At 73.7% G+C, this 15542-nt stretch carries 15 protein-coding genes; 5 read left to right on the top strand and 10 right to left on the bottom strand.

Translation table 11 applies throughout. The annotated features are described in order from the left end of the window. Positions 1-231 precede the first annotated feature (231 nt). On the top strand, positions 232-1497 hold the full coding sequence (locus ACYVO2_RS32760) for a PQQ-binding-like beta-propeller repeat protein (RefSeq protein ID WP_461011724.1): 1266 nt from the start codon (positions 232-234) through the stop codon (positions 1495-1497). Positions 1498-1516: 19 nt separating this feature from the next. On the opposite strand, the gene ACYVO2_RS32755 is transcribed toward ACYVO2_RS32760, so the two are convergent. The 3 genes from ACYVO2_RS32755 to ACYVO2_RS32745 form a co-directional block, all read right to left on the bottom strand. Beyond that, complete coding sequence (locus ACYVO2_RS32755; protein ID WP_461011723.1) at positions 1517-2257, bottom strand: class I SAM-dependent methyltransferase; 741 nt, start codon at positions 2255-2257, stop codon at positions 1517-1519. A gap of 115 nt (positions 2258-2372) precedes the next feature. Further along, entirely contained in the window at positions 2373-3467 is a 1095-nt protein-coding gene (locus tag ACYVO2_RS32750; protein WP_461011722.1) for a winged helix DNA-binding domain-containing protein, read from the bottom strand. Position 3468: 1 nt separating this feature from the next. Continuing rightward, positions 3469-4710: an epoxide hydrolase family protein gene (locus ACYVO2_RS32745; RefSeq protein ID WP_461011721.1), complete on the bottom strand. Its 1242-nt coding sequence runs from the start codon at positions 4708-4710 to the stop codon at positions 3469-3471. A gap of 63 nt (positions 4711-4773) precedes the next feature. Here ACYVO2_RS32745 and ACYVO2_RS32740 point away from each other — a divergent pair, with 63 nt between their 5' ends. Further along, the gene (locus ACYVO2_RS32740) at positions 4774-5733 is read left to right on the top strand and encodes a helix-turn-helix transcriptional regulator (protein WP_461011720.1); all 960 of its coding nucleotides are present in this window, start codon (positions 4774-4776) and stop codon (positions 5731-5733) included. A 320-nt stretch (positions 5734-6053) separates the two neighbouring features. Here ACYVO2_RS32740 and ACYVO2_RS32735 read toward each other — a convergent pair whose 3' ends face one another. The 6 genes from ACYVO2_RS32735 to ACYVO2_RS32710 form a co-directional block, all read right to left on the bottom strand. Next, a complete protein-coding gene (locus tag ACYVO2_RS32735) occupies positions 6054-7187 on the bottom strand; it encodes a methyltransferase domain-containing protein (protein ID WP_461011719.1) in 1134 nt (377 codons plus the stop codon). After that, positions 7184-7354 (bottom strand): hypothetical protein, encoded by a 171-nt coding sequence (locus ACYVO2_RS32730; protein WP_461011718.1) that lies wholly within the window; start codon positions 7352-7354, stop codon positions 7184-7186. Before ACYVO2_RS32730 ends, ACYVO2_RS32735 begins: the two co-directional genes overlap by 4 nt. 1 nt (position 7355) lies before the next feature. Next, entirely contained in the window at positions 7356-7496 is a 141-nt protein-coding gene (locus ACYVO2_RS32725; RefSeq protein ID WP_461011717.1) for a hypothetical protein, read from the bottom strand. Then, on the bottom strand, positions 7493-7726 hold the full coding sequence (locus tag ACYVO2_RS32720) for a hypothetical protein (RefSeq protein WP_461011716.1): 234 nt from the start codon (positions 7724-7726) through the stop codon (positions 7493-7495). The genes ACYVO2_RS32725 and ACYVO2_RS32720 overlap by 4 nt, the downstream gene beginning before the upstream one ends. Continuing rightward, on the bottom strand, positions 7723-7905 hold the full coding sequence (locus ACYVO2_RS32715) for a hypothetical protein (RefSeq protein ID WP_461011715.1): 183 nt from the start codon (positions 7903-7905) through the stop codon (positions 7723-7725). Before ACYVO2_RS32715 ends, ACYVO2_RS32720 begins: the two co-directional genes overlap by 4 nt. 85 nt (positions 7906-7990) lie before the next feature. Further along, on the bottom strand, positions 7991-9154 hold the full coding sequence (locus ACYVO2_RS32710; protein WP_461011714.1) for a helix-turn-helix domain-containing protein: 1164 nt from the start codon (positions 9152-9154) through the stop codon (positions 7991-7993). Positions 9155-9636: 482 nt separating this feature from the next. Here ACYVO2_RS32710 and ACYVO2_RS32705 point away from each other — a divergent pair, with 482 nt between their 5' ends. The 3 genes from ACYVO2_RS32705 to ACYVO2_RS32695 all read left to right on the top strand — a co-directional run bounded on the left by ACYVO2_RS32705 (position 9637) and on the right by ACYVO2_RS32695 (position 14118). After that, entirely contained in the window at positions 9637-10098 is a 462-nt protein-coding gene (locus tag ACYVO2_RS32705; RefSeq protein ID WP_461011713.1) for a hypothetical protein, read from the top strand. Between the two features lie 97 nt (positions 10099-10195). Further along, on the top strand, positions 10196-11749 hold the full coding sequence (locus ACYVO2_RS32700; RefSeq protein WP_461011712.1) for a multicopper oxidase family protein: 1554 nt from the start codon (positions 10196-10198) through the stop codon (positions 11747-11749). Positions 11750-12540: 791 nt separating this feature from the next. Continuing rightward, the gene (locus ACYVO2_RS32695; RefSeq protein ID WP_461011711.1) at positions 12541-14118 is read left to right on the top strand and encodes a class I tRNA ligase family protein; all 1578 of its coding nucleotides are present in this window, start codon (positions 12541-12543) and stop codon (positions 14116-14118) included. A 110-nt stretch (positions 14119-14228) separates the two neighbouring features. Here the strand turns inward: ACYVO2_RS32695 and ACYVO2_RS32690 are convergent, their stop codons facing one another. After that, positions 14229-15029 carry a helix-turn-helix transcriptional regulator gene (locus ACYVO2_RS32690; protein WP_461011710.1) on the bottom strand — a complete coding sequence of 267 codons (801 nt, stop codon included), beginning with the start codon at positions 15027-15029 and terminating at the stop codon, positions 14229-14231. Positions 15030-15542: the final 513 nt, after the last annotated feature.

Below are 15542 nucleotides of genomic sequence, written 5' to 3'. Positions count from 1 at the left end.
CCCGCCCCCTCCCCCGCTCCCACCCCGCCACCCGCGGAACCCCAGGGCCCGCCCCCCACCGACACGATCCACCTGAGAGGCACACCCCCGTCCCCGTCCCCTGCCCCGGCCGAACCGGCGCCGCCCCCGGCCCGGTTACCGGAAGCGCCCGCGAAGCCACGGCCGCAACCGCAACCGCAGCCCCAGCCGCAGCCGCAGCCGCAGCCCCAACCGAAAGCACTGCTCGCCGCCGTGGCCGTCCTGCTGGCGTGCGCGCTGCTGGCCGGCGGGATCTGGTGGTGGGCATCCGACGACGACCCCGGGACCACCACCGCGCGGCCGGGCGCCTCCACCTCGTCGGGCGCCTCCACCTCGCCGCCCGCCTCCGGCTCCTCCGCCCCGGGCCCCTCCTCGGCGCCGGCCCGCCTCCCGGCGCCGCCCGCCGCCCCGGCGGGGTGGCGGGCGTGGCACGCCTCGATCGCGCCCGACGGCGACGGCGCGGGGAGCCGGGACGGCGACTGCCTGGTCGCCGGCGGATCCCTGTACTGCGCCAACAGCGACTACCGCGCCATCCGCGTCGACGTGGCCACCGGCAAGGTGCGGTGGCGCGCCGAGCACGGCGCCGCGGCGTACCACAGGACCGGCGTCGTCGGGGTGCACGGCGACACCGTGGTGACCCGCACCGGCACCCACTCGCTGGCCGGCCTCGACCGCGACACCGGCCGGGCCCGCTGGGTCCAGGAGGTCACCGCGTCCGGGGTGGTCGCCCACGTCGAGGGCACCGTCTTCATCACCTCGCAGTCGCTCCGGACGGGGGTCACCACCCTGTGGGCGCTCGATCCGGCCGACGGCTCCGTGCGCTGGCAGCGGGATGTCGGCACTAGGCGGAACACCGAGCTGGTGGCCGCGGGCGACGTGGTGATGTACGTCAGCCCGCCCGCCGGGAACGAGAAGGACACCTGGGTGCACGGCTACCGCGTCCGCGACGGCGGCCGGCTGTGGGAGCTGGAGTTCCCCCAGAGCCTGCACCCGGTGGCGATCGAGGGCGGCGGGGCCTACTTCACCGAGCGGGGGACCGGCGGCGAGGGCGGCGTGGCCCGCCTGGACCTCGGGACGAAGAAGCTGACCCGGGTGGCCCTGCCGACGGCCCCGGTGCACGGCGAGGTCGCGGACGGGGTGGTGTACGTGGCGGACTCCGGCACCCTGTACGCCGTCGACCCGCGCCGCGGCACCCGCCGGACGGCGCCGCTCCCGGGCGTCGAGGGCAGCCCGCCGCTCACGGTGGTCGCCGGCCGTGTGCTCATGACCGAGGGCGGCGAGCTGCTGGCGTTCGACGCCCGCGACGGCCGCCGCCTGTGGAGCGCGGCACCGCCCCCGGGCAGCGGGCCGACCACGGAGCCCCACCCGCTCCAGGCCAGCCGGGTCCCGCCGCTGCCGGCCGGGGGCGTGGTGCTCGCGGTCACCCCCACGCACGTGGTCTACTCCGTCTCCGTGGCGGACCGGGACCGCTCCGGCTGACGCCCGGCCGGCCGGGCCCTCAGCCCGGGTCGTCCCCCGGCCGCCGCGCGACGAAGACGAACTCCAGGCCGGGCCGGTCGGGGGCGCCGCGGACCTCGTCCACCACGAACCCCCGCGCGGCCAGGTCCGCCTCGACCTCCTCCCGCTCGCGGAAGCGCAGCGTCGAATCCGACGTCAGCACCTGCCCGTCCGCGGCGAAGACATAGGTCTGCCGGAAGGTCACCAGCGGCCCGCTCACCTCGGTCACCTCGACCCACTTCTCGACCGCGCCGACGCCCGGGATCCGCCTCACCCGGTACGAGGACTCCCGGTTCCACTCCTCCCAGGCGCGTTTGGCCGGATCCCGGGTCTCGAACACCAGCCGTCCGCCGGGCCGCAGCGCCGCACGGGCCCCGCGCAGGGTCTCCCGCCACAGCCGCGGATCGACGATGGCCTGGGCGACGTTCCCCGTCATGGTCGCCAGGTCCACCCGCAGCGGCGGCAGCGCCGTCGCGTCACCGTGGATCCAGCGCACCCTCTCACCGCCAGGCTTGCCCCGCGCCACCTCCACGGACGCCTCGGCGGGATCGACGCCGACGACCTCGATGCCGCGGCCGGCCAGCAGCAGGGCGAACACCCCCGTCCCGCAGCCGATGTCCAGCACCCGGCGGGCCCCGCACTCCCCGGCGATGCGGAGGTACGCGTCCAGGTCGCCGCGGTCCGGTTCGAGCGGGTCGTAGACCGCGGCGAGCCGCGGATGCCCGAAGCACTCGTCAGCCATGCGACCGACGGTAGACACCACGCACCCCGGACAGCCACCCGTTTCCCGCCGCCCGCCACCGAGCCGTGCCCTCACCACCCGCGGGCGCTGCCGACGCCGACCCCCCGAGCCCGCCCTACCCCGTCCCGAACGTGACCTCGCGGTGGGCGGCGCCCGGGTCGGTGAAGGCCAGCAGCCGGTGGCCCTCCGCCTCGACGTCCGCCCGGTCGCGGGCCGGCAGCGGCCGGAGCGGCTCGACGGCGAGGACGGCCCGGCCGCCGGACCGGGAGACCGTCCACGTCGCCGCCACCGTCCCGTCGACCAGCACGGTGGCGGCGACCGCGGCGCCGTCGCAGACCCGGCGCCGCACCTCGTCGGTCATCACCCGGGTCCGGTCGGCGTAGGCGAGCAGGCACGCGTCGAACTCGGGCAGGAAGCGCACCGGCACCGGCAGGTCCCCGTCCGGCAGCGGCGCGCCCGGCAGGTCGAACAGCTCCCGGCCCCGCTCGTCCCGGAGGACGGCGAGCCCGGGGCGGAGCCGCTCGAAGACCTCGCGCAACCCGCCGACACCCGACCAGGCGCGGGCGTCCGCGACGGTCGCCGGGCCGAACGCCGCCAGATACCGCCGGACGAGCTCCGCCAGGTCCGCCTCGGTGGCCTCCCGCCCCGCCCCGGGCCGGTCCGCGAGCCGGAACGGGGTCGCCCCGCGGACGTTCCACGTTCCGCTCGGCGCCGGATGCGTCACCGGCAGCAGGTACTGCACGGTCCAGCCGAGCGCGGCCGGGTCCGCGCCCGGCCACCGCCCGGCCAGCAGCCGGCCGAGTTCCGGCCTGGTCAGCACCCGGCCGCCGGCCAGCAGCTCCCGCGCCTGCGCGACGAGGACGGCGAGGTCCACCCCCGCCGTGCGGCCGCCGAACGCGTTGCGCTGCACCCGGCGCAGCAGCGGGGCCACGGCCGGGCGGACCAGCCGGAAGTCCGGCGCCGTCACCATGTGCTGGGTGGCCCGCAGCAGCGTCGAGCGCACCACCGTCCCGTCGGTGACCGCCGCGGTCAGGTCGGCGATCGCGAACCGGGCCAGGCGGGTCCACAGGGCCAGGTAGGGCAGGTTCGGGTCCTGGGCGTTCAACCCGAGCACGCGCTCCACGGCGGCGGCGACCGGCAGGTCCGCGCGCCGCGTGAGCAACTGCCGCCGCAGCAGCGCGCGGTTCAGCTCCCGCGCGGTCACGGCCATGTCAGCGCAGCTTCCGGAAGAACGCCCGCACATCGGCGACCAGGACGTCCGGCGCCTCCATCGCGAGGAAGTGGCCGTACTCGTCCAGCTCAGTCCAGGACACGACCGCGTGGTCCCGCTCGGCCCACCGTCGGACGGTGACGTCGTGCGCGGAGACCAGCACACCCGTGGGAACGGTCCCGCGCGACGCAGCCCACCCGCCGTCCCCGCCACCCCACTCTCCACCGTCCCCGGCCTCACCCCAGGCCGCGCCGCCGCCGTCGCCGTCCCCCACCTCACCCCACCCGCTCGCCGACATCTCCTCGTAGTAGACCTGCGCCGCCGACCCGGCCGTGCCGGTGAACCAGTACAGCGCGATGCCGGTCAGGAACCGGTCCCGGTCGATGCTGTCCTCCGGCAGGCCGTCCTCCGGCCAGGTCAGCTCCTTGTACTTCTCCACGATCCAGGCGAGCTGGCCCACCGGCGAGTCGTGCAGGCCGTACGCCACCGTCTGCGGCCGCTTGGCGTTGCACATCAGATAGCCGTCATTGACGTTCTCCATGCGCTGCCGACGCCGCAGATCGGCCTCGCTCAGCCCTTCCTCCTCCCCCCCCTCCCCGGCCGGGAAGGTGACCATCGCGTTGACATGCACGCCGATGACCCGCTCCGGCGCCCGCCTGCCCATCTCCGGCGCCACCCAGGACCCCGTGTCGTACCCCTGGACGCCGTACCGCTCGTAGCCGAGCCGCCCCATCAGCCCGTCCAGCACCTCCGCCATGCGGGCCGCGCCCATCCCGGGCCCGGCCAGCGGCGTGGAGAAGCCGAACCCCGGCAGCGACGGCACGACCAGGTGGAAGGCGTCGGCCGGGTCCCCGCCGTGCGACCGGGGGTCGGACAGCGGCCCGACGACGTCCAGGAAGTCGGTGAACCCGCCGGGCCAGCCGTGCAGCAGCATCAGCGGCACGGCGTCCGGCTCGGGGGAGCGGACGTGGAGGAAGTGCAGGTTCTGCCCGTCCACGGTGGTGGTGAACTGCGGGTGGGCGTTGAGCGCGGCCTCCTGACCGCGCCAGTCGAAGCAGGTGCGCCAGTACTCGGCCAGCTCCCTGAGATAGCCGACCGGAACCCCGCGGCTCCAGCCGACGCCCGGCAGCTCGTCCGGCCAGCGGGTGTTGGCGAGCCGGGCGTGCAGGTCGTCGAGCCGGTCCTGCGGGACGTGGACGCGGAACGGGCGGATGGCGGCCCCGGAGGCCGTGTCGTGGATCATGCCCGGAAGGCTAGGCAGCGGTTAGGACGGATTCGTTCCCAAGCCGGTGGCAGGCTTGGCACCGTGTTGGAGACCTCCGCCCGGCTGCTGCGCCTGCTCTCGCTCCTGCAAACGCGCCAGGAGTGGACCGGCGCCGAACTCGCCGACCGCCTGGGCGTGACGCCCCGCACCGTCCGCCGCGACGTGGACCGGCTGCGCGAACTCGGCTACCCCGTGCACGCCACCCGGGGAACCCCCGGCTACCGCCTCGGGGCCGGGGCGTCCCTGCCCCCGCTGCTGCTGGACGACGAGGAGGCCGTCGCCGCGGCCATCGCCCTGCGCACCGCGGCGGGCGGCGCGGTCGCCGGAATCGAGGAGGCGTCCCTGCGCGCCATGGCCAAGCTCGAACAGGTCCTGCCCTCCCGGCTGCGCCACCGCGTGGACGCGCTGCGCCGCGCCACACTGCACATCGGCCCGCCCGGCCCCGAGGTGGATCCGGACACCCTCATGGCGATCGCCGACGCCTGCCGACGCCGCGAGGTCCTCCGCTTCGACTACGCCGCCCCGCGGGCCCCCGCCGCGGTCCGCCGCACCGAGCCCCACCGCCTGGTGCACTTCGACCGGCACTGGTACCTGGTCGCCTGGGACCTCGACCGCGCCGACTGGCGCACCTTTCGCGTCGACCGCCTGACCCCCCGCACCCCCACCGGCCCGTCCTTCACCCCCCGCCCCGCCCCCGACGGCGACGTGGCCGCCTACCTGTCCCGCCAACTCTCCCAACGCGCCTGGCCCCACCAGGCCACCGTCACCCTCCACGCCCCCGCGTCCCTGGCCACCGAACGCGTCTGGCCCGGCACCGGCGCGATCGAACCCGTGGACGCCCACACCTGCCTCCTCCACGTGGGCGCCGACTCCACCTGGACCCTCCTGTGGATGATCACCTCCCTCGACCTAGACTTCACCCTCCCCCAAGACCACCCCGAACTCACCACCGCCCTCCACACCCACACCGAACGCTGCCGCCGCGCCTTGCCACCGGGGTGACACCCCCCCTTCCCCTACGCCCCGCGCTCCGCGCGTGCGGGGAGCGGAACGGCGAAGCCGGGGACTTTCATCCGTGGGTTCAGGGTTCGAGCCCTTGGCGGCCCACCGAGGCGAATGGCCAAGCCCCAGGTCATGAGGGTTGTCACCTGGGGCTCACCCATGACTGGGCCCGTTCGGGATCATCTGTTCCACCGGTGCTTCACCGAGCTGCGGCGTCGGGTTGTCGTATCTTCGCCGCGCCGTGACGGTGTCCCAGTTCACCGCGCCGGCTGCCGGGGATCCGGACACGTAAGTGCGGGGCCTGTCTTGTTGCGCGGTGGTCAGGTCAGGACGGTGTGCCAGCCGCCGCGGGCGAGGATGGTGCGGCCGTCCGGGGTGATGAACACGCGTGCTCCGCGGACGGGGAGTTCGCCGTGGCTGAGCCAGTGGGCGCGGACCTGGTCGAGCAGGTTCCACAGGCGGCGTGGGCCGCCTTGGTGGACGGTGGGGTGGTCGGTGCCGTGGGCGGTGGCGCGGGCCCAGGAGCCGTCGGGGTGGGCCATCAGGGCGGTCCGCTGTTCGCCGTCGTCCTGGTGGTCGTGTTCGATGCCGGGGGAGATCAGGTCGAGCATGGAGGCCAGGTCCCATGCCTCGGCCACGTCCACCACCGGGTACGGGCCGGTGGTCACTTCCTCGCCGTCCTCCTCGCGGGCCTGGGCGAGCAGTTCGCCGACGCCGGGCGGGTAGTCGTCGCCGTTGCGGGCGTGCATGAATCCGGCGCGGTCCCATTCCACGCGGCCGGTGGCGCCGCCGTCGGGGTCCTTGTCCGCGGTGACGAGCAGGGAGGTGCCCGCGATCGTGGCGACCAGGCGCCCGCCGGGGCGCAGCGCCTTCAACCACGTGACCGGGACGGGGCGGACGGCGACGGTGGCCACGATCCGGTCGAACGCGCCCTCCGGGAGTTCGCCGGTGGCGTCCGCGACGGCCACGGTGGGGTGCAGCCCGATCCGGTCCAGGCGCTCGCGGGCGGCTTGGACCAGGTAGGGGTCGATGTCCACGCTCGTCACCCGGTGCTCGCCGAGGCGCCGGGCGGCGAGTGCGGCGCCGTAGCCGGAGCCGGTGCCGACGTCCAGCAGATGGTCGCCGTCGCCGAGCCGGGCGTGCTGGAACATGCGCACGACCAGGCTCGGCAGTGTCGCGGAGGAGGTGGGTCGGCCGGTGGGGTGGTCGTCGGGCTGGGCGTGGTCGGCGTGCTCGGGGCCGACGCGGGTGATCAGCGAGGCGTCGGCGTAGGCGGTCTCCAGCCACCGTCCTTCGTCGCTGGGGCCGTCGTGCAGGGCCCACCCGGTGCGGCCGCTGTGCCACCAGCGGGGCACGAACAGGTGACGCGGGGTGGTGGCGACGGGGCCGCGCCAGCGGGAGCGGCGGTGGGTGGCCTGCTCGGCCAGCGCGGCGGCGCGTGTCTCCCATGTCATGTGCTGGACTCCGGGGCGTGGGGGAAGCTGGGGGCGCAGGCGGGGGTGTTGGCGGGGTCGCAGTCGCCGGAGTCGTGCGGGGTGCAGGGGTCCCCCGATTCGGCGTCGCGCCGGGCCCTGCGGCGCAGGAGCAGCACGGCGGCGACCGCCATCAGGACGTTGCCCACCTCACCGCCCCCCGCGGAGGCGGGCCAGTCGCTCGAAGTGGTCGGCGACCTCGCGGGCCAGTCGGGCGGCCTGCCGGAGGAGCTGTTCCGTCGTCGGCCGCTCGTCGTCGGCGGCCTGGCGCTGGTGGTCGTGGTCGTTCACCGCTCCCACTCCCCGCCGCCGGCCGGGACGTAGGGGCGGACGTCTTTGATGTCCACGCGCCATTCGTGGCCGCCGCCCTGCGGCAGCAGCCACACGCACGACGGGGACGACTCCAGCCGGTACGGGGACCCGATGCCGTGCACGATGCCCTCGCGCTCCGTGGCCAGGTCCCGCACCAGCGCCCCGTGATGCAGCCACTCCGGCAGGGCCGGGCCCTTCTGCCCGGTCACCGGTCGGCCGCCCAGTTCCAGCGGGGCACGATCAGGAGGGTCCGCCGATGTGGGCCCCGCCGCCGGTGCCGGCCCGTGCCGCGCCGGGCGGCCAGGACGTAGGGGCGCACGAACGCCGAGCCGGTTACCGGCGGCGGGGCGGTGCGCACGGACATGGTGGTCGTCTGCTGCCTACCCATGCCCGTGACGCTAAGTGTGCTCGGCGTCACACATCAATGGCACTTTGGTGAGGCGGCGAAGCAAAGTGCCAAGACGCGTGTTCGACTACAGCGGCAAGCCCACTCCGTCCGCCAGATCCCGCATCTCCGGCGTCAACGTCCGCCGCCGACCGACCACACCAGAGAGAATGTCCCGCGCGTACCGCTGCTGCGCCAGCCACTCCGGCGCCTCGGCGCGCACCTCGCCGAGCACCTGCACCGCGGGCCCGTACTGGCGCAGCATCAGGTGGGCCTTCGCCACATCAAGCCGATGGCGGTGCCACTCCGTTCCCCCGGCAGGGCGCCCCTTGGCCAGCCGCTCGGCCACCGCCAGAACTTCGTCCGGCCGATCCATGATGATGTGCCGCTCGACTGCCTTGTACGCCACCGTCTCCGGGCCCCACGTCGCGAGCCGGACCTCGCCGCGCGAGATGCGACCCGTGGTCGCCGCGGCCCCCCGGGCCAGACGCAGCATGTGATCTGCCTCGCCGCACCGGTTGTCCCGCAGGCTTGCCGCAGCCGCCTGAAGTAGCAACCAGCCCCACGCGGCCAGCTCCTCGGCGGTCGCCCGGGACAGCCGGGGCTCGCTGTCGTCTGCCCACTTCACCGCCATGTCACGGGCCTCATCCATCCGACCCTGCCGTACCAGCAGCCACGCCCACGTGGTGATGACGGAGGCCGCGCGCAGCCGGTCAGGCGCGTCGTCCAGGGCGCGGCGCAGCGCGGTCTCGGCGGCGGCGAATGCGCGCGCCTGGGTGAGTGTGGACCCGGCGATCTGGAGCAGGTGCGCCCGCACGGCCCGCGCCTCCGGTTCGCCGTCGAGCGCGTCGGCGTCCCGCAGTAGCGGTACCAGCAGGGCCACGGCGTCCCGCATCCGCTTGTCGAAGTAGGCTTCGCGGACCGCGCGCAGGCCCTCCGTCAGCCCGTCGAGCGTGGGCTCCTCGTCGGGCTGCACGGCCGGCTGCTCGACCGCTCGCTGAAGCGGCAGCCACGGCTCGGGAGCGGGCCCAGGCGCGGGATCGGCCCGCCGCAGGAGGCTGGTGGTAGGCACGCGCAGCGCAGCAGCGAGGCGGCGAGCGGTTTCCATGCGGGGGTCGGACACTTCCCCCTGTTCGATCTTCCTGATGAGAGACACGGACACGCCGGACGCCTCGGCGAGCTGGCGCTGGCTCAGGAGACGCCGCTTACGGATCTCGGCGAGACGGGCGCCGAAGTCGTTGGACTCGGGCATACTGCTCCCCTAGGTGCTGTGATGGCCTCGACACCCAAAACGGTACCCCCGGGCCCGCCCCGGAACAGAGCGATTGGCCCCCACCGGGAAACCGGGGGGGCCGTTGCGCTGTCCGGGCCGCGCAACGACGAAGCGCCCTCTGCTGGGCCCGTGTTGGGTTCGGCAGGGGGCGGTCTCATGTGCGTCTGCGTTCGGCTGGTAGCGCGGCCGGGTTGCTGGCCCCGGGTCCGGTGACGGGTCGGGCACGGAGTTCCGGCGGAGAGCACGTCGGCGCGGCGTTTGTCCCAGCGCCGCTGGGCGGCTCACCTCCGCTCGCGCGGAGGTGAGCCGCGCCCGGAGGGGCGTTGGCAGTGCGCGGCATGGTGCTCTCCCCGCGAGCGGAGGTGATCCGGAGGCGTAGGGGTAGCCGGGGAGGGGGCCGAGGCCCAATTACCTCCCGGGGGTATATTGAGCGGACCCGGCCCCACTGACAGGAGCCATGGATGGACGCGATGACGACAGCCGGCCCCCGGTGGGCCCTTGGCCGCCGTGGGGCCACCCCCTGGGCGCGGGCTGCTGTCGTTGTGCTGTTCGTCGTGCTCGCGGTGCTCGTTCATCACCAGTCGCCCGCCGGAGCGGTCCCCGCGTCGCCGGTTTCGGCCATGGCCGGGATGCCGGACATGGCGCACGGAGCCTCCATGACGGCGGTGAGCTCGCACGGCGCACTGCACGGCGCCGCGGCACCGGGCGGCACCGGTCACTCCGCCGACGGCGCCTGCCCCGGTCCGGTGATGAAGCACTGCGCGACCGCGAGTGTGGACACGGTGAAGCTGCCCGCGCCGCCCGGGGCGTCCGCGGGTGGCGCTGGGGACTCGTGGGTGCGCGCGGTCGCCGGGCGCCATGCGCCGGGCAGTGTGGGCCGTGCGCCGCCCGACCTCTCTGTTCTCTCTCGTTTGCTGATCTAGGCCGCACCCGACGGCGTGGCCGCGCGCCCTCGCGTGGCCGGGCCGTGCCCGCGTGTATCCCTCGGCCTCATCAAGAACGAGAACAGGATTACTCATCGTGAACAGCATCAACCGTCGGTCCGTGCTGCTCGCCGGGCTCGGCGTCGCCGGCGCGGGAGCGCTTGCCGCGTGCGGGGGCGGCTCGGGTGGCAAGCCCGCTCTGGTCAGCCCGTCCGGCTCGGAGGTCGCCGCCGCCGAGAAGAAGCGCCTCAGCACGGGCAGGGTGCGCAACGTGTCGCTGACCGCCGCGCCCGCCACGGTGGACCTCGGCGGCGGGGTGAAAGCCAGGACCTGGGCCTTCGACGGGCGGGCCCCGGGCAGGGAGATCCGGGTGTCCGTCGGCGACACGCTGGCCGCCGAGCTCTCCAACCGGATGCCGGGCAGGACGACGACCTCCGTCCACTGGCACGGCCTGACACTGCGCAACGACATGGACGGCGTGCCGCCCGCCACTCAGGCCGTCGTGCGGCCGGGGAGCACCTTCACCTACCGCTTCCTCACCGACGCCCCCGGCACGTACTTCTTCCACCCGCACGTCGGCGTCCAGCTCGACCGGGGCCTGTACGCCCCGTTGATCGTGGAGGACCCCAAGGAGCCGCTGTCCTACGACGAGGAGTGGGTCGTCGTCCTGGACGACTGGCTCGACGGCGTCACCGGCACCCCCGACCAGGCGTTCGCCGAGCTCAGGAAGGGCATGAGCGGCACGGGCTCCGGCGGGCACGGCGGCCACGGCACGGGCGCCACGGACGGCATGGACACGGGCTCGTCCAGCGGCTCGTTCATGATGATGGGCGCCGAGAGCGACCTGCTCGGTGGCGACGCGGGTGATGTGCGATACCCGTACCACCTGGTGAACGGCCGGGTCCCGGACGACCCGGAGGTCTACCGGAGCAGGCCGGGACGCCGCGTGCGGCTGCGGATCATCAACGCCGGCGGTGACACGGCCTACCGCGTCGCCCTCGGCGGCCACCGGATGACGATCACGCACACCGACGGCTACCCCGTCCGCCACCAGCAGGTCGACGCCCTGCTGCTGGGCATGGGCGAGCGCTACGACGTGCTCGTCACCCTCGCCGACGGCGTCTTCCCTCTCGTCGCACTCGCCGAGGGAAAGAACGCCACCGGCATGGCGCTGGTCCGCACCGGTTCCGGTGCCGCGCCCAAGGCGACGGTCCGCCCGAAGGAGCTGAAGGGCACGATCATGCCCGCGTCCGGACTGCGCGCGGCGGACGACGTCCGGCTGCCCGCGAAGAAGGTTGACCGCGTGCACCGGATCGAGCTGAACGGCGGCATGGACAAGTACGACTGGGCTGTCAACGGGCAGCGGTTCGACATGAGCGACCCGGCCGCGAACCCGCTCCTGATCGAGCAGGGCCAGCGGGTCAGGCTCGACTTCGTCAACAGCACGCGGATGTGGCACCCGATGCACCTGCACGGCCACACTTACCAGCTCGGCGACGGCGGCCCGCGGAAGGACACCGCCATCGTGCTGCCGAATCGGAAGCTGTCGGTCTTCTTCGACGCCGACAACCCCGGTCAGTGGATGCTGCACTGCCACAACGCCTACCACGGCGAGGCCGGGATGATGGCGCTGGTGGCCTATCGGAGCTGACCACCACTCCGCCTGACGCCGGGGCCGACCGCCCCGACGAGAACCGGTGCGGCACCCGGCGCCCGGGGCGGGGACACGTGTGCCCCCGCCGCACTGCCGGTACGCCTCCGTTCGCGGGAGGGGCGGAGCCCCGCCCCTTCCGCGACGCAGGTGGCTCAGCTCTTGTCGAGCATCTCCCTCAGCCGATCGTCGGGAAACGCCGCCCGCGACGGAGCGGAAGCCGAGTGCCACGGCTGGCGCCCAGGCCGACCGCGCGCCCGTTCCGGACACCGCCGACCTGCTGCTGAGCTGGGAGCGCCCGCCAGGGCAGGGCGTCCTGTCCGGGCGTCCTGTCCGGGCGGCCCGGAGGGCCCCGGGCCAGGTTTCGTGTCCACCCACGGCACCGCCGAGGGACCTGCCGACGGCCGCCGTGGCGCGTTCACGCCATGACGTGCGTTTGCACTCGCTCAGGCCCCGGGTGTCGAGTCCCTCTCTGTCATTCTGTTCATCAGCCCCGCACGGATGTGAAACGGGGGGCATTTCCGGAATGGGTTCGAGGACATGCAAAGTCGTGAATGCGGATGCGTTTCCGTTCCTTGGGTGCGATCACCGCCACCCTCGTGCACCTGGGCATTGGACAAGGACTGACGGAAGCAAAGGACTGACGGAAGCACATGCCAACCTGCCGCGCCCCCACGCATCGCCCATGCCATTTGAGTTCCTCGGCGTCCGTTCCCTTTCCCTTCCGCTCCGAGCCCCGCTGGGAATCCGTGGCCCAGCGGCTTCCGCACCACAGTCAAGGAGGCCCGTCCATGAGCCCCCAACTCTGGATCACCGCGACTCCGCCCGCCGGCGACGGCGAACTGCACATCGGGCACCTCTCCGGTCCCCACGTCGCCGCCGACGTGCTGAGCCGTCACATGCGCGCCGAAGGACAGCCCGTGCTGTTCACCACCGGCACCGCCGAGCACGCCGACTCGGTGGAGGCAAGGGCGCTGCGGGGCGGTCGCAGGCCGGAGGAGGTCGCCGAGGGGTACCGCGAAGCGATCACCGCCGACTTGCTGCGCTCGGGTGTCGAGTTCGACCGCGTCGTCCAGCCGCGACGTGACCACGCCTACCGGCGCTGGCTTCAGCACCTGTTTCTGGACATGTACGCACGAGGCGCCCTCGTCCCCCGGACGCGGCTGCTGCCCTACTGCGAGCCCTGCGACCGCTGGCTGTACGGGACCTACGTCACGGGTGCCTGTTCCCACTGCGGGAGCCGGAGCGGCGGCGGCTTCTGCCACGAGTGCGCCCGGCCGCACGACGGCGATCTCCTGGCCCCGGTCTGCGCGCTGTGCGGCTCTCCGGGCCGCGCACGTCGCTGCCGTCGCCTCTACCTCCCCTTGGAGCCGCTGCGCGACCCGCTCGCCGACCACTGGGCCTCCGCCGGTCTGCCGCCGCGCCTCGCCGCGCTGTGCGAGAGCCTCGTCGAGGACGGCCTGCCGGACCTGGTCGTCGGGCAGCCGGGAAGCTGGGGTGTACCGGTTCCCGTCAACGGTTTTCCCGGGCACCGCATAGCCGCCGGCTTCGAGGAAGCCGCGATGCATCTGTTCGCCTGCGGCTACGACGACGAGCCGCTGCCTGAGCGAACGGCGCACTTCTGCGACTTCGGCCATGCCTTCCAGCAAGCCGTGGTCCTGCCCGCGATCCTCCTCGTGCGCGGCGTGAAGCTGCCGCAGGAATTCCACGTCACCGAGCCGTACCGCGTCGACACCCAGGACGCGGCGGGCCCCGGCGGCGGGCCGACGGTGTGGGCCCTGGACCTGCTCACCGAGTTCGGCTCCGACACACTGCGCCGCCACGTCCTCGAAGTGACGCCGCTCGGACGCAGCACCGGTTTCCGCCGCGACCTGCTCGATCGGACCCGGCAGGTATTGGACGGCACCTGGAACGGCTGGCTCACCCGGCTGTTCACCGCCGTGCGTGAGGACTGCGACGGACTCGTACCTGACGCGGAGCCGGGCGCCGGGTGGGAGACCCTGCGGCGACGGCTGCACCGGGCCGCCGACGACCTGTGCGAGGCGTACGCGCCGGAGACCTTCGACCCACGTCGTGCCGTGGCCCTGCTGGACGAGGTGGTGCGCTGCACCGCGGACTTCGGCCATGTCAACGCCTTCGAACGGCTCAGGCCCGGACGTGCCGGGGGACATCTGTCCGCGCTCGCCGCCCAGTTGTCGGTGGCCTCCGCGCTGAAGTCATGGGCGTGGCCCGTCATGCCCGAGGGAGCGGGGCGACTGGCGGCGGCGCTGAGGGGAACGCCGGGCGGCCCCGTGCACCCACGGGCCCTGGTTCCGCCCCCCGCCGGGACTCGGCTGTCACCCCCGTCGAGCCCCGTCTTCGGGTTCTGAGTCGCCGCGCCCCACCGTCCCGCCTCCTTCGCGGAACGGGTGGGCGCGGCCTCGCCACCGGCACCGCCGACCTCGGTACCGGAAAGCCCCTCTCCGCGGGCGCGGACCGGTCAGTCCAGCCAGCCCAGACGGGCCGCGCGCACCCCGGCCTCGAAGCGGCTCGACGCGCCCAACTCCTGCATCAACTCGGAGATCGTCCTGCTGACCGTGCGCAGGGAGACCCCGAGGCTGCGGGCTATCTTCTCGTCCTTCATGCCCGAGGCCAGCATGCGCAGGGCGGCCCGATGCTGCTCCGTGAGCCCGTCGCCGCCGCGCACCGGGCGGACCTGCTCACCGTACGGCGTGGCCGAGTGCCAGCAGTGCTCGAACAGCGTCCGGTAGGAGCGGACGAGAGCCGGCCCTCGGGCCAGGATGGCCCCCGCGTAGCGGTCCGCGGGGTCGACCGGGAGCACCGCGAACTGCTCGTCGGCGATGATCATGTTCATGGGCACCACCGGGGAGAGGCGCACCTGCACACCCAGCTCGGCCTTGTTCCTCAGGTGCTGGCCGGCCTCGGGCAGCGAGGTGAGGTGCCTGCTGAAGATGGAGCGGACTCGCACACCCTTCTCGATCTGCCGCTGGTCGCGGCTCAGCGCCCGCTCGGGGATCTCCCTGCCCAGCGCGATCGGGTGCATCGAGCAGAGGGTGTGCCGCACGGTGTCCGTGATGTCCTCCAGTACCTGCTGGATGCGGCGGTAGTCGCGCAGGATCTCCACTTCGACGTCGGCCGCCTGGGCGAGCGTGTCGGCGCGCAGGAAGTCTCCGGCGAGCGTCTTCAGCATGCTCTGGACCCGGTCCGTCTGCTCCAAGTGCTGCCGGAGCCGGGCGCGCTCCCTCTCCAGCAACCTGAGGAGGGCGACCTCTGGTGCCACTACCGTGACAGCGTCGGTCTCGGCCCTTGATGTCCCGCCCGCGTCCAGCTCAAGGCGGTTCTCATGCGCCTGTCCCGTTGGTATGACGAGGCCGAGGCCGATCAATTCGGCGTGGCACCGGTCGCGTTCGTCGTCCGTGAGCGCCATCTCGGCCGCGACCGCCTGAAAACTCGACGCGCCGCGCGCTCTCAGTTCCCGGTAGAGGGCCAGAGCCGGATCGGTGGACTGAGTGCCTGCTCTGCCATCGCCGTTCACCATCGTGGAATCCCCCTCTCCGAGTCGTCGCCGCCACACCTTGTCGTACGGCCGTCCACGGGAACCGTCCAGCACGATCGGCGATGTGACCCGCGTTTGTGGGCGAAGCGGCGCACTCGCGAAATGCCTCCTGTCCGTTCTCAGGCGTTGCATGAGGCGTTTCCTCATGTCGGCAGCGGCGGACGGAAACGCCCCCCGCCGCTGCCGCGCCGCGCGCCATGGCACGGCCACGTTTGCCGTGTGAGGCCGTGCTCCGAC

The sequence above is a fragment of the Streptomyces capparidis genome (genome assembly GCF_054782095.1).
This window is presented reverse-complemented; position numbering and strand designations above follow the sequence as displayed.

Excerpts from the sequence above, each read along its gene's own strand:
- ACYVO2_RS32705 (WP_461011713.1), top strand. The coding sequence starts at position 9,637 with ATGGACGCGATGACGACAGCCGGCCCCCGGTGGGCCCTTGGCCGCCGT.
- ACYVO2_RS32695 (WP_461011711.1), top strand. The coding sequence starts at position 12,541 with ATGAGCCCCCAACTCTGGATCACCGCGACTCCGCCCGCCGGCGACGGC.
- ACYVO2_RS32715 (WP_461011715.1), bottom strand. The coding sequence starts at position 7,905 with ATGGGTAGGCAGCAGACGACCACCATGTCCGTGCGCACCGCCCCGCCG.
- ACYVO2_RS32735 (WP_461011719.1), bottom strand. The coding sequence starts at position 7,187 with ATGACATGGGAGACACGCGCCGCCGCGCTGGCCGAGCAGGCCACCCAC.
- ACYVO2_RS32745 (WP_461011721.1), bottom strand. The coding sequence starts at position 4,710 with ATGATCCACGACACGGCCTCCGGGGCCGCCATCCGCCCGTTCCGCGTC.
- ACYVO2_RS32710 (WP_461011714.1), bottom strand. The coding sequence starts at position 9,154 with ATGCCCGAGTCCAACGACTTCGGCGCCCGTCTCGCCGAGATCCGTAAG.
- ACYVO2_RS32755 (WP_461011723.1), bottom strand. The coding sequence starts at position 2,257 with ATGGCTGACGAGTGCTTCGGGCATCCGCGGCTCGCCGCGGTCTACGAC.
- ACYVO2_RS32750 (WP_461011722.1), bottom strand. The coding sequence starts at position 3,467 with ATGGCCGTGACCGCGCGGGAGCTGAACCGCGCGCTGCTGCGGCGGCAG.